Consider the following 23,985-nt stretch of genomic DNA (forward strand, 5'->3'; position numbering starts at 1 on the left):
CTCGCCTTGTTCGCGCCAAGTTTTCGGCGGAACGGTCGCGGCGCTCGAGACGTTACTGAAGACTGATTGCGAAAGGACCCCCCATGATCAAGAAACTCGTCTGCGCCGCCGCCCTTGCAACGACCATGTTCGCTGCCGCTCCGGCCAGCGCCGGCAGGTTGCAACTCGGCACGCTCGACTGCACCATCGATGGCGGCACCGGCTATCTCGTGACGTCCAACAAGGGCGTGTCCTGTGTGTTCCGGCCCTATCATCACGGGCCGTCTGAAATTTACACCGGCGTCATCTCGAAGCTCGGCGTCGATCTCGGCAAGACGCACCAGGGCCAGTTGGTCTGGGCGGTGTTTGCCGCGACCCGCGACCGTGACGCGGGCGACCTTGCCGGCAGCTACTACGGCGTCAACGCCGAGGCGAGCGTCGTCACCGGTGGCGGCGCCAACCTGCTGGTCGGCGGCTTCGACAGCGCCTTCATGCTGGAGCCGCTCAGCGTCCAGGCCCAGACCGGCGTCAACCTGGCGGTCGCCGTCACCTCGCTGGAGCTGATCCACTCGCTCAAGTGATTGCACGGAGCCACGCGCTCGACGCCCCTCACCCTACGGCGCGGAACCAGATAGTATGGTTCCGCGCCGTTTGATTTCGAGGGGACCCTCATGCTCAGGACAGCCATCGCCGCTGCCGCGACCATGATCGTGCTTGCGGGAGCCGCACGAGCGCAGGACCAGGGCATCGAACTCGGCGCCCTTGAATGCGCTATATCGGGCGGCACCGGCTTCATCTTCGGCTCGAGCAAGGATTTGAGCTGCACCTTCACCCCGGCCGACAGGACCTTCGCGCCGGAAGCCTATTTCGGCGCCGTCAACAAGTACGGTCTCGACATCGGCACGACCAAGCAGACGGTGATGCGCTGGCTGGTGCTGACGCCGCTGAAGAACATCTATGCGCCGGGTGCATTGGCGGGTGACTATATCGGCGCCAGCGCCGAAGTTACCGCCGCCGTTGGCGCCGGCGCCAATCTCCTGGTCGGCGGCTCCTCGCGGGCCTTCGCCCTGCAGCCGCTCAGCCTGCAGACGCAGACCGGCATCAATCTCGCCATCGGCGTCAGCCAATTCCAGTTGCGCAGCACCGAGAATTGATCGCAAGCGGTCCGGCCAGGACGACGCTGGCCCAAACATATTTCGAGAAAATCGCTTGAGCTCAACCGGGGTTGAGGTTCTACAAACCCGCCCCGAGCAAGGCCGCGTCTCGAGGCAGCGGGCATGGTCCTGCCGNTGGCGCGCATTGTGGGCAAGCGGCGACCTCGCCCGCTTCTGCTTCATCAGCCTCGGCATCCTGCTGCACGCCACCAATGAGACGATGGTGGCGACGGTCATGCCGGCCATGGTCGGCGAACTGGCCGGCGTACAGCTCGTCGGCTGGTCCCTGGCGATCTACGAACTCGGCGCCATCGTCGCCGGGGCCGCAGCCGGACGCCTGGTGAGTTATATCCCGCTGCGCACCAACATGGTGGTCGCGGCCTTGCTTTATGCCGCCGGGGCGCTGATCTGCGCCACCTCGCCCTCGATGCAATTGTTCCTTGCCGGCCGCTTGATCGAGGGCCTCGGCGGCGGCGCGCTGGTGTCGCTGGCCTTCGTCTCGGTCGAGCGGCTGTTTTCGCGTGCCATCTGGCCACAGCTTTTCGGTATCATGTCGGCTATCTGGGGCGTCGCTGCCTTCAGTGGCCCTTTGCTCGGCGCTGTTATGACCGAACTGCTGTCTTGGCGCTGGGCCTTCGGCGTCTTCACACTCGGCGGCGCCGCCATGGCGCTGGCAAGCTTCCTCGTACTCAACACCCCGGAGGCGAAGAGACCCAGCATGAGTGCCGGCAAGGCGCCGCCCTTCCCTTACATGGCGCTTGGCTGTCTTGCCGTCGCCGTGGTGCTGATCGCCTCCGCCGGCGTCGACATCGCCCTGTTGCGGTCCTCGCTGCTGATCGTGCTGGGCCTGACAAGCCTCGCGCTGTTTTTCTACGTCGACGGGCTGAAGCCGCGCTCCAGGCTGTTCCCGGCGCGGCTGTTCTCCTGGCGCACGCCGGTCGGCGCCGGCATGACCATGGTCGCTGCCTTTTCCATCGCGACCTGCTCCTTCGGCGTCTACGGGCCGCTGCTGCTGACCAGCCTGCACGACATTCCGCTGCTGACCACCGGCTACATCATCGCCGCCGAATCGATCGCCTGGTCGATCCTGTCGATCCTCGTCGCCAACGCTCCGCCGCGGCGCGAACGGCTGATCATCGTCTGCGGCGCACTGATGATCGCGGCGGGCATCGCCGGCTTCGCCTACACCATACCGCTGGGCTCGATCCCGCTGATCCTGGTCTGCGCCCTGCTGCAGGGCGGCGGCTTCGGTATTGCCTGGCCATTCCTGACCCGCGTCATCGTCGCCTCCGCACCCGACGAGGAGCAGACCATCGCCTCGGCGGCGGTGCCGACCATGCAGCGCATCGGCTATGCCGTGGGCGCCGCCCTTGCCGGCATCGTCGCCAATGCCAGCGGCTTTTCGCAAGGCCTGAATCATGACGCGGCGGCCAATGTCGCGAGCTGGCTGTTCCTAGCCTTCGTGCCGCTCGGCATTCTGGGTTGTCTCGCCGCCTTGCGGACATCGGCGGCGGCAGATCGGCCTCTGCAGGCCATCGGCTGACGCAGGTTATCGGAAGGGCTAATTCACTCGACACGCAGGCGGTAGCCGACACCGGTCTCGGTGGTGATGTAGCGCGGCTGGTCGGGAATTTTTTCGATCTTCTGCCTGAGCTGGCGGACATAGACCCTGAGGTACTGCACGTCGGTCGAATCGTCCCAGATCTGCTTCAGGATGAAGTGGTGGGTCAGCACCTTGCCGGCATGCTGCACCAGGATGCGCAATATGTCGTACTCTTTCGGCGAGAGCTTCACCTCCCTGTCCTCGACCTTGACGACGCGCTTGACCAGATCGACGCTGAGGTCACCGCTCTGGAATACCGGCTTCTCACCCTGTTGCTGGAACTTGTGGCGCAGCGCCACCCGGATGCGCGCCACCAGTTCGTTCATGCCGAACGGCTTGGTGACATAGTCGTCGGCGCCGAGTTCGAGCGCGCTGACGATGCCGGCCTCGTCGGTACGGCTGGAGAGGATGACGACGGGAACGTCGACGCCCTCCTCACGCCATTTGCGCAGGAGTTCATGGCCCCCCATGCCGGGCAGGCCGAGATCGAGCAGCACCAGGTCCGGCTTCTCCTGTTCCATCAGCTCGATCGCCACCTTGGCGTTCGGCGCCTCGCTGACCGCGTAACCCTGGCTGGCGAGGCCGACCCGCAGCAGCTTGCGGATCGGCGGCTCGTCGTCGACGACCAGTATCCTGACATTCGAATTGGTCATCAAGGCTGATCCGTGCTGGGCTCGTGGCCACGGTTGCCGATATCGCGCGCTTGCGCCGGCACCGGCATCCTGATGGTGAAGGCGCCACCGGGGCGGTCGGTCCGGTTGGTGGCCGCGATCGTGCCGCCCATCGCCTCGACGAAGCCACGGCAGATCGACAGGCCAAGTCCGGTGCCGGCGCGCACCTGATCGCCCTTGCGCACCCGGTAGAAGGTGTCAAAGACGCGTTCCAGGTCCTGCGCCGGAATGCCCGGTCCTTCGTCCATGATCCGCACGATGACGGAGCCATTGTCCGCCCAGGCCTGGACGCGGATCGTCGAACCGGGCGGCGAATATTTCGAGCCATTGTCGAGAAGGTTGAACAGGACCTGTTCGAACAGCACGGGATCGAGCCGCAGCATCGGCAGGTCGGGCGGAATATCGACCTCGATCTTGTGCGCGCTGGTGATCTTGCGGGCACGATCGAGCGCCGTGCCGACGATATCGCCGACATAGTGGAGGGCGTAGTTCGGCTCTATTGCCCCGGATTCGATCTTGGTCATGTCGAGCAGGTTGGCAATGAAGCGGTTCAGCCGCTCCGATTCGTCGATCACGGTCGACAGGAGCTCCGCCCTGTCCTGCTCGGGAAGGTTGGGCGCGAATTCCTTGAGCGTGCCGGCCGCGCCCATGATGGCCGCGAGCGGCGTTTTCAGGTCATGCGAAATCGAGGTCAGCAGCGCCGAGCGCAGCCGGTCGGCTTCGGCCGCGAGCTTGGCGCGGTCGACATCGGCGACGAGCTGGATGCGTTCGATCGCCACCGCCGCCTGATCGGCCAGCGCATCGAGCAGCCGCTGCTGCTCGGGCGTCAAAAGCGGGCCCTGCTTGTCATTGTCGAGGCCGACGACGCCGATCGCGGTGCGTCCCGTGCGCAAGGGAAGATATAGGCGCTTGGCGCCAGGAAGCGTGTCGGCGCCGCGTCCGGCGGCACGGTTGTGCTCCCAGGCCCAGCGTGCGGCGGCGATGTCGGCCTCGGCCAGCGTGTCGTCGGGCGGATAGCCTGCCTTGACGGTGATCGTGCCGTCTTCCGGCAGCAGCAGCACCACGCGCAGCTTCAGCATCGAGGCGATCTGGAAGGCGGTGGCCCAGAGCACGTCGTCGAGTGTGCCGGCGCCTGCGAGCTTCTTGGAAAACAGATAGATGTCCTCGGTTGCCCGCGCCCGCGAGCGGGCGGCGGCGGCCTGACGCTGCACGCGCGCCGTCAGGTTGCTGGCGATGACGGCAACGGCGACAAAGACGGCAATCGCGACGATGCTCTCGGGATCGCGGATGGTCAGCGTGTAGCGTGGCTCGAGGAAAAAATAGTTGAAGGCAAGGACACTGAGGAAACAGGCGTAAAGCGCCGGCCAGAGACCACCGGCCACCGCCGATGTCAGCACCGAGAGCAGGAAGACGATCGCCAGATTGCGAACGTCGAGGAACTGATCGAGAGCAGTGCTGACGGCCAATGATCCGGCAACGTAAGCCGTGGCGAGCAAATACGGCTTGGCCTGAAAATGCCTATCCTCGGCTGCCGCGTTCACTCTCCTGGAAGACGTTTCGGTGTCCCGCTCCGTTCCGGAGATGACATGGACACTGATGTCTCCGGCATTGCGGATCAGATCGTAGGTGAGCGACCCCTCGATCAGTTCGCGCCAGCGCGACCGGGTCGGCCTGCCGACCACGATGTGGGTGAAATTGTTGGCCGTGGCATGGCGAACGATGTCCTGGGCGACGCTCTGGCCAGGGATGGTCGTCACCTCGGCACCGAGCTGCTCGGCGAGGCGCAGCAGTGTGGCGAGCCTGTCCTTGTCGTCCTCGGACATGCCGGCGGAGCGAGGCGTGTCGACATGAAGCGCCGTCCATGGCGCACGAAGCCTGTCGGCCAGCCTGCGTGCGTAGCGAATGCGGGCTGCCCCGCCCGGACGGGCATCGACGCAGACAAGCACCCTTTCGCCTGCCGCCCACGGACCCTGGATAGCATGGGATTGCATGTGGTTGAGCAACTGCTCGTCGACGCGCTGGGCGGTACGGCGCAGCGCCAGTTCCCGCAACGCCGTCAGATTGCCGGGCGAAAAATAGTTCTCGACGGCGCGCTGCGCGGTGTTGGGGAAATAGACCTTGCCCTCCTCCAGCCGCTTGATCAGGTCGTCGGGCGTCAGATCGACGATCTCGACATCATCCGCCTGGTCGATGATCGAGTCTGGAACCGTCTCGCGCACCCTGACCCGGGTAATCTGGGCGACGACGTCGTTCAGGCTTTCGACATGTTGGATGTTCAGCGTCGTATAGACGTCTATGCCCCGTGCCAGGATTTCCTGGACATCGAGATAGCGCTTGGGGTGGCGGCTGCCGGGCGCGTTGGTGTGGGCGAGTTCGTCGACCAGGACCAGCGCCGGACGCCGGGCAAGGATGGCATCGATATCCATCTCGTCGAGGACGCGCCCCTTGTAGTCGACCCTGCGGCGGGCAATGACTTCATACCCCTCGACCAGGGCCCGTGTTTCCTTGCGGCCATGCGTCTCGACCACGCCGATCACCACGTCGGCACCGTCGGCCACCCTGGCACGACCCGACATCAGCATCTCGTAAGTCTTGCCGACACCGGGTGCCGCACCCAGGAATATGCGCAGACGGCCGCGCCCTTCCCGCTCGGCATGCTCTAGCAGCGCGTCGGGAGATGGTCTGTTTTCGACGTAGCTTCTGTCGTCCGGCATCGGGTCTGATCATGAATGGCGCCGGGGACCGTGTCGATCCCCGGCGCCGGACATCACCTATTTCGCGGCATCCAGCGCCAGGTTGAGGGCCAGCACATTAACCGCCGGCTCGCCGAGCACGCCCAATTCCCTGTCCTCGACCTGGCTGTCGACGAGCGCCTTGACGTTGGCCTCGTCGATGCGCCTTGCCTTGGCCACGCGCGGAACCTGGAAATAAGCGGCCTCGGGACTGATCTGTGGATCAAGGCCGCTGCCGGACGTCGTCACCAGGTCCATCGGCACCGGCTGGTCCGGGTTCTCAGCCTTCAGCTTTTCCGCATCGCCCTTGATGCGTTCGATCAGCTTCGGGTTGGTCGGGCCGAGGTTGGAGCCGCTGGAGGCGCTGGCATCGTAGCCGTTGCCGGCGGCCGACGGCCGTCCGTGGAAATACGTGTCGCTGGCGAAGGCCTGGCCGATCAGTTCGGAGCCGATCACCCTGCCGTCCCTCTCGATCAGGCTGCCATTGGCCTGGCGCGGGAACAGCGCCTGGGCGATGCCGGTCATGCCGATGGGATAGACGAGCCCCGTCAGCACGGTAAAGAAAACGATCATGATGATCGCGGGTCTGATCTGCTTGAGCATCGGAATGATCCTTATGCAAGGCCGAGGGCCGTGACGGCCATGTCGATTATCTTGATGCCGACGAACGGCACGACGATGCCGCCGAGGCCGTAGACGAGAAGGTTGCGGCTGAGCAGCGCACCCGCGCCGATCGCCCGGTACTTCACGCCGCGCAGCGACAACGGGATCAGCGCGATGATGATCAGCGCGTTGAAGATGATGGCCGACAGGATGGCGCTCCGCGGTGTCGCCAGATGCATGATGTTAAGCGCTTGAAGCGGACCTGTGGTCTGGTCGGGCGCGACGTAGAAGACGGCGAACATGGCCGGGATGATGGCGAAATACTTGGCCACGTCATTGGCGATGGAGAAGGTGGTCAGCGAGCCGCGCGTCATCAACAGCGCCTTGCCGATCTCGACGATCTCGATAAGTTTGGTCGGATCACTGTCGAGGTCGACCATATTGCCGGCCTCGCGAGCAGCGACCGTGCCGGTGTTCATGGCGACGCCGACATCGGCCTGGGCGAGGGCTGGCGCATCATTGGTGCCGTCGCCGCACATCGCGACCAGCTTGCCCTTGGCCTGCTCGTCGCGGATCAGCTTCAGCTTGTCCTCCGGTGTCGCCTGGGCAAGGAAATCGTCGACGCCGGCTTCGGCCGCGATGGCCGCTGCCGTCATCGGGTTGTCGCCGGTGATCATGACCGTGCGGATGCCCATCTTGCGCAGCTCGGCGAAACGCTCGCGGATTCCGCCCTTGACGATGTCCTTGAGGTGCACGATGCCGAGCAGGCGCCCGTCCCGCTCGACCGCCAGCGGCGTGCCGCCGGATTTCGCAACCTCATCGGCGATCGCCTGCAAATCCCTGATCGTGTCGCTGTTCGGGCGCGTCGCGCTGCTGGCCGATGTCGCCTGGCTGACATGGGCGAGCACGGAATCGACCGCGCCCTTGCGTACCGAGGAACCGTCGATGTCTACGCCGCTCATGCGGGTCTGCGCGGTGAAGGGCACGAAGGTAGCACGCAATGTCGCCATGTCGCGGGCACGGATGGCATACTTTTCCTTGGCCAGCACCACGATCGAGCGGCCTTCCGGCGTCTCGTCGGCGAGCGAGGCAAGCTGTGCCGCGTCCGCCAGTTCCTGCTCGCTGACGCCCTTGACCGGGCGAAATTCCGTCGCCTGGCGGTTCCCGAGCGTGATGGTGCCGGTCTTGTCGAGGAGCAGCGTGTCGACGTCGCCGGCGGCTTCGACGGCGCGACCCGACATGGCCAGCACATTGAAGCGCACCAGCCGGTCCATGCCGGCAATGCCGATGGCCGACAGCAGCGCGCCGATCGTGGTCGGGATGAGCGTCACGAACAGGGCGACGAGCACGGTCACCGAAATATAGCCGCCCGAGTAGTGGGCAAAGCTCGGGATGGTCGCTGTAGCCAGCACGAAGATCAGCGTCATGCCGACGAGCAGGATGTTGAGCGCGATCTCGTTGGGTGTCTTCTGGCGCTCGGCGCCTTCGACCAGCGAGATCATGCGGTCGAGGAACGTGTGACCGGCGGCGGCGGTGATGCGCACGCGAATCCAGTCCGACAGCACCTGCGTGCCGCCGGTGACGGCCGAGCGGTCGCCGCCGGATTCGCGGATCACCGGTGCGGACTCCCCCGTGATCGCCGCCTCGTTGACCGAGGCGACGCCCTCCACCACCTCGCCATCGGACGGGATGATGTCGCCGGCCTCGACGAGAACGACATCGCCGACCTTCAGGCTGGTGCCGGGCACCAGCTTGAACCTGGTGCGGTCCTCGCCCGTCAAAAGCTTGGCCTGGGTTTCGGTGCGGGCCTTGCGCAGCGATTCCGCCTGCGCCTTGCCGCGCCCTTCGGCGACGGCTTCGGCGAAATTGGCGAACAGCACGGTGAACCACAGCCACATGATGATCTGCAGCGTGAACAGCAAATCACCGCCGCCGGTGACGAGGTCCTTGACGAACAGCACCGATGTCAGCGCCGAGACGACGGCGACGACGAACATCACCGGGTTGCGGGCCAGCGTGCGCGGATCGAGTTTGCGGAAGGCGCCGCCGATGGCGGGCCACAGGATGCCGGCATCCATGATGCTGGCTGACTTTGACTGACTCATTTCGAAGCTCCGGCTTCAGTGTTGGTGTGCGGCGGCGATCGGTCGGATGCGGAGAAAAGATGAGGAAGCCCGTAGGCCAGCAGCCAAAGCGCGATCATGGCGGCGGCAAGCCCAAGAAACGTCGACATGGTCGGGAAGGGAGGCGGCAGCCCCTCCTTGCCCGGATCGGCCCGACGCCTGACATTACGGCGCTTGTTGCTGAACCAGGACATGTCTGCCTCAGAATGTCTGTCCATGGATCATCGCCAAGTGCTCGACGACAGGTCCGACGGCGAGCGCCGGGAAGAAAGTCAGGCCGCCGACGATGACGATGACGCCGACCAGCAACCCGACGAACAGCGGACCGTCGGTCGGGAAGGTGCCGGCCGAGGCGGGGACGGTCTTCTTCGCCGCCAGCGCGCCGGCGATGGCGAGCGCCGGGATGATGACCAGGAAGCGGCCCATCAGCATGCCGATGCCGAGCGTGATGTTGTACCAGGGCGTGTTGCCGCTGAGGCCGCCGAAGGCCGAACCGTTGTTGGCCGCCGCCGAGGTGTAGGCGTAGAGGATCTCGGAGAAGCCGTGCGGCCCGCCATTGGCGATCGATGCCACCGCGCTCGGCAGCACCACCGCGATCGCGGTGAAGATCAGCATCGCCAGCGGCAGGCACAGGATGGCCAGCATCGCCATTTTGACCTCCTTGGCCTCGATCTTCTTGCCGAGATATTCCGGCGTGCGGCCGACCATCAGGCCGGCGACGAAGACGGCGATCAGGATGAACATCAGCATGCCGTAGAAGCCGGCGCCGACGCCGCCGACGACGACCTCGCCGAGTTGCATGTTGATGAGCGGGATCATGCCACCGAGCGCGGTGAAGCTGTCATGCATCGCGTTGACCGCGCCGCAGGAAGCGGCCGTCGTGATGACGGCGAACAAAGCCGAGAGCACGATGCCGAAGCGGGTCTCCTTGCCTTCCATGTTGCCGCCGTCGATGCCCAGCGCATGCACCAGCGGATTGCCCGCGGCTTCCGCCCAATAGCAGACGGCGACGCCGGCGATGAATAGCACGCCCATGGAGGCGAGGATCGCCCAGCCCTGGCGCTGGTTGCCGACCATGCGGCCGAAGACGTTGGTCAATGCGGCGCCGACGACGAAGATCGACAGCATCTGGATCAGATTGGAGAAGGCGTCGGGATTTTCGAATGGATGTGCCGCGTTGGCATTGAAGAAACCGCCGCCATTGGTGCCGAGCATCTTGATGGCGACCTGCGAGGCCACCGGCCCAAGCGCGATGGTCTGCTTGGCGCCCTCAAGCGTCGTGGCGTCCACGTAAGGCCCCAGCGTCTGTGGCATGCCGAGCCAGACATAGAACAGGGTGAGCACGATGCAGAGTGGCAAGAGCACATAGAGCGTGGCGCGCGTCATATCGACCCAGAAATTGCCGATCGATCTTCCGGAAGCGCGGGCAAAGCCGCGGATCAGCGCGATTGCAATGGCGATGCCGGTGGCGGCCGAAACGAAATTCTGGACCGTCAGCCCGGCCATCTGCACGAGGTAGGACATGGTGCTTTCACCACCGTAGTTCTGCCAGTTGGTGTTGGTCATGAAGCTGGCGGCGGTGTTGAAGGCGAGCGCCGGGTCGACCGCGCTCATGCCGGCGGGATTGTAGGGCAGACTGCCTTGCAGGCGTTGCAGGATATAGAGCACCAGGAAGCCCGCCAGGTTGAACAGCAGGAGAGCCACCGCATAGGTGGTCCAGTGTTGCTCCTCGCGCTCGCTGGTTCCGCAAATGCGGTAAAGCCCGCGCTCGAGCGGGCCGAGGATCGGTGAAAGCGGCGTGCGATCGCCATTGAAGACGCGGTGCATGTAGAAGCCAAGCGGCTTCGCCAGCAAAACGAGGATCCCGCAAAAGACCAGGATCTGTATCCATCCGTTCAGTGTCATGGTTGTGGCTTTCCGTGCCTTCAGAAGCGTTCTGGACGAATGAGCGCGTAGGTGAGGTAGGCGAGCAGGAACAAGGTCACGCCACCGCCGAGGATGTAATCGACAAGCATGGTCCGATCCTTCAGCCTAAATTCTATCGCAAGCTTTGACGTAGACGATGGACAGGCCGAAGAACAAAGCCCCGACCCCGAGAACAATAAAGTCCATTGTGCTTTTCCTTGCTTCCATTTTCTACCGTTCGCCTGCCAAAAACAGGTCGGCAATACCGTGAGACAGCGCGCAGCACTGCGGCGGCGCCCGACGGCTTTTGCTCGACGTGAATATGGACCCGATCACCATAAAGGTTCGAGACGGGGCGGATGGGAAAGAAATAGGAATTCTATAAAGGTTTCCGGCGCGGCTCGCCGTCGAAGAGCAGCTCGTCGACGCGGATTGCCGCGAAGGATATGCCGCAGCGCTTTGCGGCCTTGCTGGGACGCTACCGCGGCTCCCGCGTCAGGCTGAGATAGGTCGGATCGAACTCGGCGATTTCCTGGAGCCTGTGCCAATCCAGGATTGTCACCGTGTGATTTGCCCAGTTGACGACGCCGACTTTGCGCAAGGCGCCGATGACGCGGTTCATGTGTACGACGGAAAGACCGAGCACATCGGCCAGTTCGGCCTGTGAGAGCGGCAGATGAAAGCTCATGCCGTTGGTGCGCTGCACCACCTGCAGTCGTACGAAAAGCTCACAGAGGAGATGGGCCAGGTGTGAGGTCTTGGAGCGACGGCCCATGGCCACGATCCACTCGCGATGGATGGCGCCATCGACCAGCGTATCCAGCCACAGCAGCCGCGTCAGATGAGGCGCTTCCTCGGTGATGGCACGAAGCCGGCTGTGATCGGCGAACATGACATGGCAGGGCGACATGGCAACGATGCCGTGATCCATCGTCTTCAGGAGGAAGGCGTGGAGATCGACGAAATCGCCGGGCACCTGCAGCGAGGTGAACTGCCGGCCGCCGCTCTCGAGCACCTTATAGCGCGCCGCCAAACCGTCGAGGATGAGGGTCGAATAGGCGGGCCGCGCGCCCGATGCGACGATATCCTGACCGACCGCGAAATGCCGCTCGAAAGTCATGGCTTCAGCCAGCAGCGCCTTTTCGGCATCGGAAAGCGCGTCGTGCTGGGCGAGATTCAGATACAGGGATTCCAGCACCGCTATCTCCAGCGAAAGGGCTCAGAGCCGATCGCCAACTGTCGAAAGCAAGGGGCGGCTACCGAAGCACTAGGTCGTCGGGCGCCGGCGGGCATTAACATTTGTTAGAAGGCGCTTATTCGCCAACGAAGATCATCTCTTATGGAACAACGGCTTAGCCCGCGAATTGTCGATCAGTCTCTCTTGGCAATTTCATCAGCTCGGGATTCGGCCGCATCATGCCCAGATACTTTCTTGACCTTTACAATGGCGATGGCCTGACGGTGGATGACCATGGTCAGGTGTTCGACTCGCGCGAGCGTCTGCGGCGCGAGGCAATTCTCATCCTGCCCGACATCATTCGCGACGAGATGATCGAAAACGACCGAACGGCCATTACCGTGAAGGTGCGCGACGAGAGCGGGCGCCAGGTCTTCGAAGCATCGCTCGTCATCTCATCGAGTTGGTGTGATTGACCGCGGCCTGATCTGCGGACCCTCCGCAAGTTGGAATGGAAAAGCCCGGCTCGAAGCGCCACGCCGGGCTTTCGGGGCGGCCGTACGACCTGGCCACCGCGATGGCAAGTCGAACGATCAGGCGGCGTAGCCGCCATGGCCGCGTGCGACGGCCCGCGCCACGATGACAGGTTCGATCTCGGGCCAGAGAATACCGGTGGCTTCCGCGAATTCAACAAGCGCATGGCGCGCCTCGTCCCTCGTGATGCAGCCTTCCAGGGCTAGGCCGCACGCCTCGACGGCATTGTGATAAAGCGGACCACGGCGGGAGGTCGTCCAGTTGGTCAGGAAATCGTGCATTTCGGCCAGCGAGGCGATTTCGCGCTTGAAGCCCAGACCGACGGTCAGTGCGACGGGCGAATGAAACAGCTTGTCATGCATGAAGAGGGCTCCTGATTGGTCGCAGTGCTCGGAGAAATCCTGGCGGGATCTATGATGAGACGCCGGGAAACGCATCGCGAGCCAGGAGGTTCCGGAGCAAACAGGACTCTTTGCGGACCGCACGCCTGAGTGCGCCGGAAATCTTACGTCCTGATCCACCGGCCCGGCGAGAAGACGATTAAGGCTCGATATAGCTAGGCTGTCCCAGAAGCGCCTGCGGAAAAGGGAAGCTGGCGGAGAGAGCGGGATTCGAACCCGCGTTACGGTCTCCCGTAAACACACTTTCCAGGCGTGCGCCTTCAACCACTCGGCCACCTCTCCGTCCTTGCATTTTTCGCGACGGCCGGTTTCGCCGCGCGGGTTGGGGACAATGCGGTCCCTTCAGGGAGCGGTAGCGATTTCCGCGCTATGGGTGCCGCCAACCAGCGGACACCTCTCCCGGCACCTGAGCCGTCAAAGCAACAGGCGCGGGGCTCATCTAGTCGATCCCGCGCCGAATGCCAAGCCATAACGACAGTCTATTCGCTTTGCCGGCCACACAACGCTTCGTGAGGCCGCCATGGCATCCGGTTCAAGGTGCCGACGCCCCGAATAATGTGCACAGACGAGCCCGCAAGGCCAGGCGCGCTTGACTTCGTCGCGGGCCACCTGTCGAGTGGAACGGAGGCTTTGCGGGGGCATCGTCCGGGCATGACATCAGGCAGTGAACAACCGGGCGGTGGCATGCAGGGTGGTGGGCAGGCGCCAACCGGGCGGCCGGACAGCGGGCTGTCCTACGTGCCGGCGGGCTGGCTCATCTTCGTCATGGCATGGTCGGTCTACGGCCTGGCCTCCGCCTGGTGGCTGACCGGCAATTCCGGCCTGCCGGACAGGATCTTCTATTTCCTCCTTGGCGGGCTTGCCGTCGACATCATCACCATCCTGTGGGGGCTTTATTTGCTCGGCCTTGCCTTTGGCCGCTCGGCGCGCTTCCCGCGCCAGTTCATCATCTGGCAGGTGGCGACCATCGCCTGGGTGCTGGCCAGGCAGGCCTATGTGCTCGCCGTGCCCGATTTCGTCTTTTCCGCCAGGAGCCTGCTTATCGGCGGCGCCGAAATCGCCATCGGCCTGCTCTGCATCTATCTGCTGCGCCGTGGCTCCGGCGCCGAGGGCGTCTATGCTAGGCCGCGCGCCGAAGCGCCGTCGGTCTTCGTTTCCATCGTGGCTGCCTTGCTCGGCATCATCCTGGGCGCGGTCATCGGCGCCGTTGGCGGTTTCCTGGCTGGCTCGGTGATCGCCGATGTCGCCGAGGTCAGCTGCTTCGAGGGCGGCTGCGGCTACTTTGCCGCCTTCATCGGACTGGCCGGGCTGGTGGTCGGCGCCATTGCCGGAGGCATTCTTGCCGTCTGGCTCGTTCACCGCCCCAGGCGCCAGCCGGTCGCATAGGGGCTCAGAAAGCGCCGGCCTTCAAATTCGCGTATCGCGATTGCAGCCGAACCGCACGCATTCTATGTCTGTTTCGGATATGTGCCGGTGGTCTTCTGGTCAGCGTCCAGGGTGAACCGGGGGAGAGCCTTGATGTTTCGCTTCGTCTTTCGTCTTGCGGCCATGGTCGCGCTGTCGGTTTCCGTCATCATGGCGGTGCTCGACACGACGCGCACGGTGGCGGCTTCGGCCCTTGTGCTGACCCCGCTCAACGCCAGTTGGCTGGCCGTCTCGCCGGACACGCGGGCCGCCTTCGAAACCTTCGTCCGCGCCAAGGCCGGTCCGCTGCTGTGGGACACAGTCATCGCCTGGGGGCTCAACCAGCCGGGCTTTGCCGTCTTCGCGGTGCTGGCCTTCCTGCTGTACGCCATCGGTTATCGGCGGCAGCGGCGCACGGGACAGTTCGCCACCAACTGAACCCATCTCCCGCACCATTCCGGCCGGCTGTTGAAAGCTTGCACGCAAGATCGGATCGCGGCGGGGCTTGCCCATGGTACGCTTTTCCAAAAGGTCAAAATTCCGCGTGAATTTTGTTTCGGGCCGTGCCAGATTGCCCGGGAGCGGGAGGGGAATGCACTCCTGGCTAACGTCGTTTGCTTGCCGGAGAACCGGGCAGGCAGGCGGTGTGTAACGGAAAAAATAACCGACAGGGTGTGGATCACATGAAACGTATCGTTCTCGGCCTCCTGGCCGCAACCGCAATGGTTCTTCCGGCATTCGCCGCGGATGTCCAGCCGGCCATCCTCTATGATCTGGGCGGCAAGTTCGACAAATCCTTCAACGAGGCTGCCTACCATGGCGCCGAAAAATTCAAGACCGAGACCGGCGTCGCCTATGTCGAGTTCGAAGTATCCAACGCCTCGCAGCGCGAGCAGGCGCTGCGCCGCTTCGCCGAGGACGGCCACAACCCGATCGTCATGGCCGGCTTTGCCTGGGAGGATGCGCTGAAGAAGATCGCGGCCGAATACCCGGACCTCAACTTCGCCATCATCGACGATGCGGTCGACCTGCCCAATGTGCGCTCGCTGGTGTTCAAGGAGAATGAAGGCTCCTATCTCGTCGGCATCATGGCCGCGATGGCGTCGAAGTCGAAGAAGGTTGCCTTCGTCGGCGGCATGGACATCCCGCTGATCCGCAAGTTCGAATGCGGCTATGTCGGCGGCGCCAAGTCCGCTGGCGCGACCGACGTCATCCAGAACATGACTGGCGATACGCCGGCGGCGTGGAACGATCCAGCCAAGGGTGGCGAGATCGCCAAGACGCAGATCGACCAGGGAGCCGACGTGGTTTACGCGGCCGCCGGCGGCACCGGCGTCGGTGTGCTGCAGGCGGCGGCGGATGCCGGCAAGCTCGGCATCGGCGTCGACTCCAACCAGAACGGACTGCAGCCCGGCAAGGTGCTGACCTCGATGCTGAAGCGCGTGGACGTTGCCGTCTACACCGCCTTCATGGATGGCAAGAACGGCACCTTCAAGGGTGGCGTCGAGAATCTGGGCCTCAAGGAAGGCGGCGTCGACTACGCCATGGACGACAACAACAAGGCACTGGTGACCGACGAAATGAAGGCGGCCGTCGAAAAAGCCAAGGCCGACATCATCGCCGGCACGGTCAAGGTGCACGACTACACAGCCGACAACGCCTGCCCCTATTGATCCGCGGCGCCATACGGCCATGATCCGCAACCGCTGGGCGAAAGCCCGGCGGTTTTGCTTTTGCCGATCGAACGAAACTCGCGGATGGCATGGAGCGACGAATGCAGCCAACGATCGAACCCATGCGCGGGCATGACATCGAAGTCGTCGCGCGACTGCGGATTGCCGCCTTCTTCGAGGGGACGGGAAGGACGCTGGAAGAGGATGCGGCAGGGCTTCGCAACCTGCTGACCAGCGACGGCGTTGAAAAGGCTTTGGTTGCCCGTGTGAACCATGTGCCGGTAGGCACCTGCCTGCTGGTCCGCCATGAACTGGAACCGGCGCATGATCTGACACCGTGGTTGGCCGGGCTTGTCGTCGATGCCGGCCATCGGGGCAAGGGAACCGGCACCGCGCTGGTCAAGGCGATCGAAGCGCATGCGGCGTCAGCCGGGGTCNGGATGCGGCAGGGCTTCGCAACCTGCTGACCAGCGACGGCGTTGAAAAGGCTTTGGTTGCCCGTGTGAACGATGTGCCGGTAGGCACCTGCCTGCTGGTCCGCCATGAACTGGAACCGGCGCATGATCTGACACCGTGGTTGGCCGGGCTTGTCGTCGATGCCGGCCATCGGGGGAAGGGAACCGGCACCGCGCTGGTCAAGGCGATCGAAGCGCATGCGGCGTCAGCCGGGGTCGAGACGCTCTACCTCTACACCTGGCAAGCGCGCGGGTTTTACGCGGCGCTCGGCTGGGACGCGATCGAGGTGTGCGAGCAGGACGGCGAAACGATGATGTTGATGTCGCGCCGGCTCGATCACAATGTGCCCAGGAGATAGCCGAGCGCGAAGGCCGCAATCAGCCCGGCCATGACGACAAGTCCATGCCTACCGCCGAGCGAATGCACGCCGACGCCGTACGGCTGTCGGGACGGGTTTCGGATTACTGTCGGCGACTTGGCATCGTTGCCGCCCAGGCCAACGCCTCGCATCTGCGGCATTTCGGCGAGGCGCTGCGTAACCAGTTCCCAATGATTGACGCCGGCTGGCTGTTCGGCCCGATCGAAGACATGCATGCGTTCGGCCAGTTGCACCACCGCGTCGCGGAACGCAGGGTCGATCTCGAGATCGCGCTCGGCCCGCTCGCGGTCGGCATCGTTCATCAGGCCCAGCACATAGTCGCCGGCCCTTGCGATACGATCGCTCTCACCGGCCATGATCCGTGCCCTCCCCCTCTCCTCACCAGTGTGGCGGCTTGGTCACCGGCACATCCGGTGCCGACTGCTCTTCAAGCGCCAGGAAGCGGTCGGTCAGCGCATCGAGCTTGCGCTGCATGCGTTCGATCACCTTCCACTGCTCGGCGATCTGGCCCGACAGTTCCTCGATGGTCTTCTCCTGCTCGGCGGCGCGGATTTCCAGCGTCGTCAGCCGGTCGGCGGGCATGATCATGCAAAGTCCCCAGTTTGTACCGCGACACCGTGCGCCGCAACGTCAAATCGACCTCGTCATAGTAGCGAATGTGAGAGCTTCGGCCACGTTCGAAATTGACAAGCGTGCGGGGATTTGTCGAGAGTGGATGCTGCTCCGGACAATTGGCATAAGCGGAGCGCCATGCTAGGCGTTTTGACCAAGCGATAAAAAATAAGAGTGGGACAGGCTGCATGGCGCAAGCCGCAATCGAACTGATCGGCATCAACAAGAGTTTCGGCGCGGTGCGCGCCAACCGCGACATCAATCTGGAGATCGCGCGCGGCACCATCCATGGCATCGTCGGCGAAAACGGCGCCGGCAAGTCGACGCTGATGTCGATCCTCTATGGCTTCTACCAGGCCGACAGCGGCGAGATCCGCGTCGGCGCCAAGCCGGCATCGATCAAGACACCCAACGACGCGATCGCGCTCGGCATCGGCATGGTGCACCAGCATTTCATGCTGGTCGACAATTTCTCGGTGCTGGAGAACATCATGCTCGGCGCCGAAACCGATGCGCTGCTGAAGAGCAGCATTGCCAAAGCGCGCTCCGAGTTGGACCGGCTTGAGCGAGAATACGGGCTGGAAGTCGATCCCGATGCGATCATCGAAGAACTGCCGGTCGGCCTGCAGCAGCGCGTGGAAATCCTGAAGGCGCTTTATCGCGGTGCCGAAATCCTGATCCTCGACGAGCCGACGGGCGTTTTGACGCCGGCCGAGGCCGACCACCTGTTCCGCATCCTCAGGCAGTTGAAGGAACAGGGAAAGACGGTGGTGCTGATCACCCACAAGCTGCGCGAGATCATGGCCATCACCGACACCGTGTCGGTGATGCGTCAGGGCACGATGGTGGCGACCCGGGAGACCAGGAAAACCACGGTCGAGGAACTGGCCGAACTGATGGTCGGGCGGCGTGTCCTCTTGAGGGTCGAAAAGGGCGAGGCCGAGGCCGGTGCCGTCAAGCTCGCGGTCAAGAACCTGACGGTCAGGGATTCGCGCGGCGTCACCATGGTCGACGACGTCTCCTTCGATATCAGAGCCGGCGAGATCGTCGGCATCGCCGGCGTCGCCGGCAACGGGCAATCCGAGTTGCTTGAGGCGATTTCCGGCATCAGGCACGCCGTTTCCGGTTCCGTGACGCTCGACGGCAAGCCGATCGATCTCACCGGCAAGGCCGATCCCGGCGAATTGCGCGACCGTGGCCTCGCCCACGTACCGGAAGACCGCCACCATGTCGGGCTGGTGCTGGCCTTCGAGGAGAACGAGAATTCCATCCTCGGCTACCACGACGATCCCCGTTACCTCAGAGGACCGTTCCTCAACATCGATGCAATCATGGCCGACGCCAGGGACAAGATCGAGAAATACGACATTCGTCCCGGCAATCCGCGCCTGAAGACGGCCAATTTTTCCGGCGGCAACCAGCAGAAGATCGTGCTCGCGCGTGAAATCGAACAGGACCCCGGCGTGCTGATCGTCGGACAGCCGACGCGGGGCGTCGACGTCGGCGCCATCGAGTTCATCCACAAGCGCCTGATCGCCATGCGCGACCAGGGCAAGGCGGTGCTGGTGGTCTCGGTCGAGCTAGACGAGATCCGCTCGCTTTCCGACCGCATTCTGGTGATGTTTGCCGGAAGGGTCGTCGGCGAGCGCGGCCCCGACGCGACCGAAGGCGAGCTCGGCCTGCTGATGGCCGGTGTCGAGCATCAGGAGGCGGCGCAATGAGCACGCCTTACGCCAAATTGCCTGCCTGGGCCGACTACGGGCTGATCCCGCTGATCAACCTGTCGGTCGCCTTCATCGTCGCTGGCTTCGTCGTCATGCTGGTCGGCGAAAACCCATTCCGCGCCGCCGTCATCCTGGTCGAAGGCGCCTTCGGCAAGGGCACAGGCATCGCCTTTACCCTCTTCTATGCCACGACGTTCATATTCACCGGGCTTTCGGTGGCTGTGGCGGCGCATTGCGGACTGTTCAACATCGGCACCGAGGGACAGGCCTACATCGCCGGCCTCGGCATCGCCATCGTCTGCCTTTCCCTCGACAGCACACTGCCCTGGTGGCTGACTTTTCCGCTGGCGATCGTGGCCTCCGCACTCGTGGGCGCATTGTGGGCGTTGATCCCCGCCTACCTGCAGGCCAAGCGCGGCTCGCACATCGTCATCACGACGATCATGTTCAACTTCATCGCNGTTGATCCCCGCCTACCTGCAGGCCAAGCGCGGCTCGCACATCGTCATCACGACGATCATGTTCAACTTCATCGCCGCCTCGATCATGGTCTACCTGCTGGTCGGTCCGCTGAAGCCGGCAGGGTCGCAGGCGCCGCAGACGCGCAACTTCCTCGCCGGCGCGGAGTTGCCGAAACTCAACTGGATCATCGAATTGTTCGGCGCCAAGATCCGCTCGGCCCCGCTCAACATCTGCTTCCTGCTGGCGCTGGTGATGGCTTTCCTGGTGTGGCTGCTGATCTGGCGCACCAAGCTCGGCTACGAGATGCGCACCTATGGCCACAGCCCGAAAGCGGCCCGCTATGCCGGCATTTCGGAAACCCGCATCATCATCACTGCGATGATGATTTCGGGCGCTCTGGCCGGCATGATGGCGCTCAACCCGGTGATGGGCGACCAGCACAATGTCGCGATCGACTTCGTTTCGGGCGCCGGGTTCGTCGGTATCGCCGTGGCGCTGATGGGCCGCCTGCATCCGGTCGGCATCGTGCTGGCGGCGATCCTGTTCGGCATGCTTTACCAGGGCGGCGCCGAACTCGCCTTCGAGATGCCGGCAATCAGCCGCGACATGATCGTCATCATTCAAGGATTGGTCATCCTCTTCGCCGGCGCGCTGGAGCATATGTTCCGGCCCTATATCCAGGCTCTGTTCGCCTCGTTCAGCCCGAAGTCGGTGGGCATGCAGGCCGTCAACGGGAAGGGCGCCTGAGATGGATATCTTCAACGCGGTCATCCAGGTGCTGGACTCTACCATCCGCTTGTCGGTGCCGCTGCTGCTTGCCTGCCTCGCCGGCCTCTATTCGGAGCGGGCCGGCATTTTCGACATCGGCCTCGAAGGCAAGATGCTGGTCGGCGCCTTCGCGGGTGCTGCCGCGGCTTCGGTGTTCCATTCCGCGCTTATCGGCCTCGGCATGGCGATCCTGATCTCCGTCGCCTTCGCTTTGGTGCACGGCTTTGCCTCGATCACCCATCGCGGCAACCAGATCGTTTCGGGCGTTGCGATCAACTTCGTCGCCGCCGGATCGACCATCATTCTTGGCCAGGCATGGTTCCAGCAGGGTGGCCGCACGCCGGCGCTGCAACCGGGCGAACGGTTCGAGGCGATCATCTGGCCCGGCGCCGATGCAATCAGGGGCGTGCCGATCATCGGTCCGATCTATGCCGAACTGATCTCCGGCCATTCGATTCTCGTCTATTTCGCCTTTGCGATGGTGCCGTTCACCTGGTGGGTGCTGTTTCGCACGCGCTTTGGGCTCAGGCTGCGCGCGGTCGGCGAGAATCCGGCAGCGGTCGACACCGCCGGCATCTCGGTCGCCTGGCTGCGCTATCGCGCGCTGATCTGCACGGGCATCCTGACCGGATTCGCAGGGGCCTATCTTTCGATGGTGCAGAATGGCGGCTTCGTGAAGGACATGACGGCGGGCAAGGGCTACATCGCGCTGGCCGCGCTGATCTTCGCCAAATGGAAGCCGGTCAACGCCATGTTCGCCTGCCTGCTGTTCGGCTTCCTCGACGCGGCGTCGATCCGCCTGCAGGGAACACCGCTGCCCATTGTCGGCAAGGTGTCGGTGCAGTTCATGCAGGCCCTGCCCTATATCCTCACCGTGATCCTGCTTGCCGGCTTCATCGGCAAGGCCATCCCGCCGCGCGCCGGCGGCGTGCCCTATGTCAAGGAACGCTAACGCTCGACAGTTCGGCGCGGACGAAGCGCCGGGTTTTGGACACGATCATCGGAGAGAACACCTGAATGTCGCATGATCTGTTCGAAGCGGCCAAGGCAGCCATGGCCAAGGCCTATGCGCCCTATTCCAAGTTCCCGGTGGGCGCCGCCCTACGCACCGAGGACGGACGCGTCTTCACCGGCGCCAATATCGAGGTCGCCTCTTATCCGGAAGGCTGGTGCGCCGAGACCACCGCGCTTGGCCATTACATCATGGGCGGCGGCGGCAAGATCGTTGAAATCGCCGTCCTTGCCGAACGCATGGCCAAATGCTCGCCTTGCGGCGGCTGCCGCCAGCGGCTGGCCGAATTCTGCCGCCCGGAAACGAAGCTCTATCTCTGCGATGCTACAGGCGTCGCAGAAACGGTCACGATGGGCGACATGCTGCCCTATGGCTTCCGCGGCGACATCTTGAAATGAAGAGCTGGCTGATATGACGCAAAAAACGGTCGACCACCTTATCGAAAGGCTGGACGGCCTGGCGCCGTCGACCGCGCTGGTGTTGGGTTCCGGCTTGGGCGGCTTGGTCGACCGGATGGAGAATCCGATTCGCGTCTCCTATGCCGACCTGCCCGGCTTTCCCAGGAGCGGTGTCAGCGGCCACGCCGGCCAAGTGGTCGCCGGGCTGTTTGCCGGCGTTCCGGTGCTCATGCTGTCCGGCCGTGCCCACTACTATGAGCATGGGGACGCCGCGGCGATGCGACCGGTGCTGGAGGTGCTCGCCGGCATCGGCGTCACGAAACTGATCCTCACCAACGCAGCCGGCTCGGTCGANCCGGTGCTGGAGGTGCTCGCCGGCATCGGCGTCACGAAACTGATCCTCACCAACGCAGCCGGCTCGGTCGATCCGGATATGCCGCCGGGTTCGGTGATGCTGCTCACCGATCATATCAACTTCTCCGGCACCAACCCGCTGATCGGCGAGCCCAGCGACCGCCGTTTCGTCGGCCTGACCGAAGCTTATGATGCCGGCATCCGCGACGCGATCGAAGGCGCGGCGAAGGCGACCGGCACAGCGCTGCACAAGGGCGTCTACATGTGGTTCTCGGGCCCCTGTTTCGAGACACCGGCCGAAATCCGCATGGCGCGCATCATGGGCGCCAACGCCGTCGGCATGTCGACCGTGCCGGAAGTCATTCTCGCGCGTTTCCTCGGCCTGCGCGTCGCCGCCTGCTCGGTCATCACCAATTTGGCCGCCGGCATGACCGGAGCCGAGCTTTCGCACCAGGAAACCAAGGACATGGCGCCGGTTGGCGGATCGCGGCTGGCAACGGTGCTGCAGCGCGTGTTCCGTGACGGGCTGCTGGAGAGCTGATGCTTCCACAGGAACTCATCCGTCACAAGCGCGACGGCCACAGGCTGGCGCCTCACGAGATCGCCGCCTTCATCGACGGCGTGACGTCTGGTACCGTAACCGACGGCCAGGTCGCGGCCTTCGCCATGGCGGTGTTCTTCAACGGCATGAACCGCGACGAGGCGGTGGCGATGACGCTGGCCATGCGCGATTCCGGCGACGTGCTCGACTGGTCGGATTTGCCAGGCCCTGTCACCGACAAACATTCCACGGGCGGTGTCGGCGACAATGTCTCGCTGATGCTGGCGCCGATCGTTGCCGCCTGCGGTGCCTATGTGCCGATGATCTCGGGCCGCGGCCTCGGCCATACCGGCGGCACGCTGGACAAGATGGATGCCATTCCCGGCTACATCAGCCAACCCGACATCGCGCTGTTCCGCAAAGCCGTGCTGCAAACCGGCTGCGCCATCATCGGCCAGACCGCCGACCTGGCACCTGCCGATCGCCGGCTCTACGCCATCCGCGACGTGACCGGAACCGTGGAGTCCGTGCCGCTGATCACCGCATCGATCCTGTCGAAGAAGCTCGCGGCGGGTCTGCAATCTCTGGTGCTCGACGTCAAGGTCGGCAATGGCGCGTTCATGGAGAAGTCCCGGGATGCGACCGCGCTTGCCAATAGCCTCGTCGAGGTCGCCAGCGGCGCCGGACTGAAAGTCTCGGCGCTGATCACCGGCATGAACGAACCGCTTGCCTCCGCCGCCGGCAATGCCGTCGAGGTGCGCAATGCCGTCGATTTCCTGACCGGCCGCCTGCGCGACCGGCGGCTGGAGGAGGTGACGCTGGCGCTGGCCGCCGAAATGCTGCAGTCGGCGGGACTGGTATCGTCGAACCAGGACGGCATGCGCCGCGCCACCGAGACGCTCGCCAGCGGCCGCGCCGCCGCCACCTTCGCGCGCATGGTGACGGTGCTTGGCGGCCCCATTGATTTCATCGAGAAGCCGGAGAAATATCTGTCGGAAGCAGAAACGGAAATCGCGGTGAAGGCGACGTCAGAGGGTTTCGTCACTGGCATCGCCACCCGCGACATCGGTCTTGCGGTCGTCGGCCTAGGCGGTGGCCGCACCCGGCCCGACGACAAGATCGACTCCTCGGTCGGCATCACCAGGCTGCTGCCCATAGGCGCGGAAGTACACGTCGGAGATGCCCTGGCGCTGATCCACGCCCGCTCACCGTCCGATGCCGAGACGGCAGCCGCGACCGTGCTCTCAGCCTATGCGATCGGTGCTTCGAAGCCGGCCGCCGACAAGTCGGTCATCCGGCGGATTCTGCCGCGTGGCTGAG

The 23,985-nt window shown here is 64.1% G+C and carries 25 protein-coding genes, 1 tRNA gene and 1 pseudogene; 15 read left to right on the forward strand and 12 right to left on the reverse strand.

What is annotated here, in order from left to right; genetic code table 11:
- Positions 1–83: 83 nt before the first annotated feature.
- The 3 genes from X742_RS164000 (at position 84) to X742_RS163990 (ending at position 2,676) form a co-directional block, all read left to right on the forward strand.
- Positions 84–560, forward strand: a complete 477-nt coding sequence (locus X742_RS164000; RefSeq protein ID WP_023770564.1) for a DUF992 domain-containing protein — start codon at positions 84–86, stop codon at positions 558–560.
- Between the two features lie 90 nt (positions 561–650).
- Entirely contained in the window at positions 651–1,133 is a 483-nt protein-coding gene (locus X742_RS163995; RefSeq protein ID WP_023770565.1) for a DUF992 domain-containing protein, read from the forward strand.
- A 145-nt stretch (positions 1,134–1,278) separates the two neighbouring features.
- Entirely contained in the window at positions 1,279–2,676 is a 1,398-nt protein-coding gene (locus tag X742_RS163990; RefSeq protein WP_023770566.1) for an MFS transporter, read from the forward strand.
- Positions 2,677–2,699: 23 nt separating this feature from the next.
- Here X742_RS163990 and X742_RS163985 read toward each other — a convergent pair whose 3' ends face one another.
- The 8 genes from X742_RS163985 to X742_RS163955 all read right to left on the reverse strand — a co-directional run bounded on the left by X742_RS163985 (position 2,700) and on the right by X742_RS163955 (position 11,968).
- Positions 2,700–3,389, reverse strand: a complete 690-nt coding sequence (locus X742_RS163985) for a response regulator transcription factor (RefSeq protein ID WP_023770567.1) — start codon at positions 3,387–3,389, stop codon at positions 2,700–2,702.
- Positions 3,389–6,121 carry a sensor histidine kinase KdpD gene (locus tag X742_RS163980; RefSeq protein ID WP_023770568.1) on the reverse strand — a complete coding sequence of 911 codons (2,733 nt, stop codon included), beginning with the start codon at positions 6,119–6,121 and terminating at the stop codon, positions 3,389–3,391. Before X742_RS163980 ends, X742_RS163985 begins: the two co-directional genes overlap by 1 nt.
- 57 nt (positions 6,122–6,178) lie before the next feature.
- On the reverse strand, positions 6,179–6,742 hold the full coding sequence (gene kdpC, locus X742_RS163975) for a potassium-transporting ATPase subunit KdpC (protein WP_023770569.1): 564 nt from the start codon (positions 6,740–6,742) through the stop codon (positions 6,179–6,181).
- A gap of 11 nt (positions 6,743–6,753) precedes the next feature.
- Complete coding sequence (gene kdpB, locus X742_RS163970) at positions 6,754–8,847, reverse strand: potassium-transporting ATPase subunit KdpB (RefSeq protein ID WP_023770570.1); 2,094 nt, start codon at positions 8,845–8,847, stop codon at positions 6,754–6,756.
- A complete protein-coding gene (locus X742_RS163965; protein ID WP_245273799.1) occupies positions 8,844–9,083 on the reverse strand; it encodes a hypothetical protein in 240 nt (79 codons plus the stop codon). The genes kdpB and X742_RS163965 overlap by 4 nt, the downstream gene beginning before the upstream one ends.
- Positions 9,067–10,770: a potassium-transporting ATPase subunit KdpA gene (kdpA, locus tag X742_RS163960; protein WP_023770572.1), complete on the reverse strand. Its 1,704-nt coding sequence runs from the start codon at positions 10,768–10,770 to the stop codon at positions 9,067–9,069. The genes X742_RS163965 and kdpA overlap by 17 nt, the downstream gene beginning before the upstream one ends.
- A 20-nt stretch (positions 10,771–10,790) precedes the next feature.
- Positions 10,791–10,880: a K(+)-transporting ATPase subunit F gene (gene kdpF, locus X742_RS24175; protein ID WP_015315765.1), complete on the reverse strand. Its 90-nt coding sequence runs from the start codon at positions 10,878–10,880 to the stop codon at positions 10,791–10,793.
- A 368-nt stretch (positions 10,881–11,248) separates the two neighbouring features.
- Complete coding sequence (locus X742_RS163955) at positions 11,249–11,968, reverse strand: Crp/Fnr family transcriptional regulator (RefSeq protein ID WP_023770574.1); 720 nt, start codon at positions 11,966–11,968, stop codon at positions 11,249–11,251.
- A 218-nt stretch (positions 11,969–12,186) separates the two neighbouring features.
- Between X742_RS163955 and X742_RS163950 the strand changes: the two genes are divergently transcribed.
- Positions 12,187–12,423, forward strand: coding sequence for a hypothetical protein (locus tag X742_RS163950; RefSeq protein ID WP_023770575.1), 237 nt, complete (start codon positions 12,187–12,189; stop codon positions 12,421–12,423).
- Between the two features lie 117 nt (positions 12,424–12,540).
- Here X742_RS163950 and X742_RS163945 read toward each other — a convergent pair whose 3' ends face one another.
- Both X742_RS163945 and X742_RS163940 read right to left on the reverse strand, forming a co-directional pair.
- Positions 12,541–12,843 carry a DUF982 domain-containing protein gene (locus X742_RS163945; protein WP_023770576.1) on the reverse strand — a complete coding sequence of 101 codons (303 nt, stop codon included), beginning with the start codon at positions 12,841–12,843 and terminating at the stop codon, positions 12,541–12,543.
- 231 nt (positions 12,844–13,074) lie between these two features.
- Positions 13,075–13,164, reverse strand: a tRNA-Ser gene (locus X742_RS163940).
- 369 nt (positions 13,165–13,533) lie between these two features.
- Between X742_RS163940 and X742_RS0136015 the strand changes: the two genes are divergently transcribed.
- The 5 genes from X742_RS0136015 to X742_RS0136025 all read left to right on the forward strand — a co-directional run bounded on the left by X742_RS0136015 (position 13,534) and on the right by X742_RS0136025 (position 16,773).
- A complete protein-coding gene (locus tag X742_RS0136015; protein WP_245275487.1) occupies positions 13,534–14,268 on the forward strand; it encodes a DUF2569 domain-containing protein in 735 nt (244 codons plus the stop codon).
- 132 nt (positions 14,269–14,400) lie between these two features.
- Positions 14,401–14,724, forward strand: a complete 324-nt coding sequence (locus X742_RS163935) for a hypothetical protein (protein ID WP_023770578.1) — start codon at positions 14,401–14,403, stop codon at positions 14,722–14,724.
- A gap of 245 nt (positions 14,725–14,969) precedes the next feature.
- The gene (locus tag X742_RS163930; protein WP_023770579.1) at positions 14,970–15,959 is read left to right on the forward strand and encodes a BMP family ABC transporter substrate-binding protein; all 990 of its coding nucleotides are present in this window, start codon (positions 14,970–14,972) and stop codon (positions 15,957–15,959) included.
- A 101-nt stretch (positions 15,960–16,060) separates the two neighbouring features.
- Positions 16,061–16,426, forward strand: a complete 366-nt coding sequence (locus X742_RS1000000171450; protein WP_245275488.1) for a GNAT family N-acetyltransferase — start codon at positions 16,061–16,063, stop codon at positions 16,424–16,426.
- Positions 16,423–16,773, forward strand: coding sequence for a GNAT family N-acetyltransferase (locus X742_RS0136025; protein ID WP_280800181.1), 351 nt, complete (start codon positions 16,423–16,425; stop codon positions 16,771–16,773). Before X742_RS1000000171450 ends, X742_RS0136025 begins: the two co-directional genes overlap by 4 nt.
- On the opposite strand, the gene X742_RS163925 is transcribed toward X742_RS0136025, so the two are convergent.
- Positions 16,752–17,150, reverse strand: a complete 399-nt coding sequence (locus X742_RS163925) for a hypothetical protein (RefSeq protein ID WP_023770580.1) — start codon at positions 17,148–17,150, stop codon at positions 16,752–16,754. The genes X742_RS0136025 and X742_RS163925 overlap by 22 nt on opposite strands.
- Before the next feature lie 22 nt (positions 17,151–17,172).
- The gene (locus tag X742_RS163920) at positions 17,173–17,379 is read right to left on the reverse strand and encodes a SlyX family protein (protein ID WP_193364566.1); all 207 of its coding nucleotides are present in this window, start codon (positions 17,377–17,379) and stop codon (positions 17,173–17,175) included.
- 215 nt (positions 17,380–17,594) lie between these two features.
- Between X742_RS163920 and X742_RS163915 the strand changes: the two genes are divergently transcribed.
- The 6 genes and pseudogenes from X742_RS163915 (at position 17,595) to deoA (ending at position 23,984) form a co-directional block, all read left to right on the forward strand.
- Positions 17,595–19,127, forward strand: coding sequence for an ABC transporter ATP-binding protein (locus X742_RS163915; protein WP_023770581.1), 1,533 nt, complete (start codon positions 17,595–17,597; stop codon positions 19,125–19,127).
- Positions 19,124–20,339, forward strand: a pseudogene (locus tag X742_RS01000000169680) (ABC transporter permease). Before X742_RS163915 ends, X742_RS01000000169680 begins: the two are co-directional and overlap by 4 nt.
- A gap of 1 nt (position 20,340) precedes the next feature.
- Positions 20,341–21,312 carry an ABC transporter permease gene (locus tag X742_RS163910; RefSeq protein ID WP_023770582.1) on the forward strand — a complete coding sequence of 324 codons (972 nt, stop codon included), beginning with the start codon at positions 20,341–20,343 and terminating at the stop codon, positions 21,310–21,312.
- Positions 21,313–21,377: 65 nt separating this feature from the next.
- The gene (cdd, locus tag X742_RS163905) at positions 21,378–21,770 is read left to right on the forward strand and encodes a cytidine deaminase (protein ID WP_023770583.1); all 393 of its coding nucleotides are present in this window, start codon (positions 21,378–21,380) and stop codon (positions 21,768–21,770) included.
- 13 nt (positions 21,771–21,783) lie between these two features.
- The gene (locus tag X742_RS163900) at positions 21,784–22,665 is read left to right on the forward strand and encodes a purine-nucleoside phosphorylase (protein WP_023770584.1); all 882 of its coding nucleotides are present in this window, start codon (positions 21,784–21,786) and stop codon (positions 22,663–22,665) included.
- Positions 22,665–23,984: a thymidine phosphorylase gene (gene deoA / locus X742_RS163895; RefSeq protein ID WP_023770585.1), complete on the forward strand. Its 1,320-nt coding sequence runs from the start codon at positions 22,665–22,667 to the stop codon at positions 23,982–23,984. The genes X742_RS163900 and deoA overlap by 1 nt, the downstream gene beginning before the upstream one ends.
- Position 23,985 lies beyond the last annotated feature (1 nt).

Origin of the sequence: Mesorhizobium sp. LNHC229A00 (assembly GCF_000502415.1) — a bacterium.
Classification (GTDB): Bacteria; Pseudomonadota; Alphaproteobacteria; order Rhizobiales; family Rhizobiaceae; genus Mesorhizobium.

What these genes read in the sequence shown, in the direction of transcription:
- X742_RS163950 (WP_023770575.1), top strand. Translation starts at nt 12,187, where the DNA reads ATGCCCAGATACTTTCTTGACCTTTACAATGGCGATGGCCTGACGGTG.
- X742_RS163930 (WP_023770579.1), top strand. Translation starts at nt 14,970, where the DNA reads ATGAAACGTATCGTTCTCGGCCTCCTGGCCGCAACCGCAATGGTTCTT.
- kdpC (WP_023770569.1), bottom strand. Translation starts at nt 6,742, where the DNA reads ATGCTCAAGCAGATCAGACCCGCGATCATCATGATCGTTTTCTTTACC.
- X742_RS163925 (WP_023770580.1), bottom strand. Translation starts at nt 17,150, where the DNA reads ATGGCCGGTGAGAGCGATCGTATCGCAAGGGCCGGCGACTATGTGCTG.
- X742_RS0136015 (WP_245275487.1), top strand. Translation starts at nt 13,534, where the DNA reads ATGACATCAGGCAGTGAACAACCGGGCGGTGGCATGCAGGGTGGTGGG.
- kdpF (WP_015315765.1), bottom strand. Translation starts at nt 10,880, where the DNA reads ATGCTTGTCGATTACATCCTCGGCGGTGGCGTGACCTTGTTCCTGCTC.
- X742_RS163995 (WP_023770565.1), top strand. Translation starts at nt 651, where the DNA reads ATGCTCAGGACAGCCATCGCCGCTGCCGCGACCATGATCGTGCTTGCG.
- X742_RS164000 (WP_023770564.1), top strand. Translation starts at nt 84, where the DNA reads ATGATCAAGAAACTCGTCTGCGCCGCCGCCCTTGCAACGACCATGTTC.
- X742_RS163935 (WP_023770578.1), top strand. Translation starts at nt 14,401, where the DNA reads ATGTTTCGCTTCGTCTTTCGTCTTGCGGCCATGGTCGCGCTGTCGGTT.
- X742_RS163980 (WP_023770568.1), bottom strand. Translation starts at nt 6,121, where the DNA reads ATGCCGGACGACAGAAGCTACGTCGAAAACAGACCATCTCCCGACGCG.
- X742_RS163985 (WP_023770567.1), bottom strand. Translation starts at nt 3,389, where the DNA reads ATGACCAATTCGAATGTCAGGATACTGGTCGTCGACGACGAGCCGCCG.
- X742_RS163945 (WP_023770576.1), bottom strand. Translation starts at nt 12,843, where the DNA reads ATGCATGACAAGCTGTTTCATTCGCCCGTCGCACTGACCGTCGGTCTG.
- cdd (WP_023770583.1), top strand. Translation starts at nt 21,378, where the DNA reads ATGTCGCATGATCTGTTCGAAGCGGCCAAGGCAGCCATGGCCAAGGCC.
- kdpB (WP_023770570.1), bottom strand. Translation starts at nt 8,847, where the DNA reads ATGAGTCAGTCAAAGTCAGCCAGCATCATGGATGCCGGCATCCTGTGG.
- kdpA (WP_023770572.1), bottom strand. Translation starts at nt 10,770, where the DNA reads ATGACACTGAACGGATGGATACAGATCCTGGTCTTTTGCGGGATCCTC.
- X742_RS163965 (WP_245273799.1), bottom strand. Translation starts at nt 9,083, where the DNA reads ATGGACAGACATTCTGAGGCAGACATGTCCTGGTTCAGCAACAAGCGC.
- deoA (WP_023770585.1), top strand. Translation starts at nt 22,665, where the DNA reads ATGCTTCCACAGGAACTCATCCGTCACAAGCGCGACGGCCACAGGCTG.
- X742_RS163915 (WP_023770581.1), top strand. Translation starts at nt 17,595, where the DNA reads ATGGCGCAAGCCGCAATCGAACTGATCGGCATCAACAAGAGTTTCGGC.
- X742_RS163910 (WP_023770582.1), top strand. Translation starts at nt 20,341, where the DNA reads ATGGATATCTTCAACGCGGTCATCCAGGTGCTGGACTCTACCATCCGC.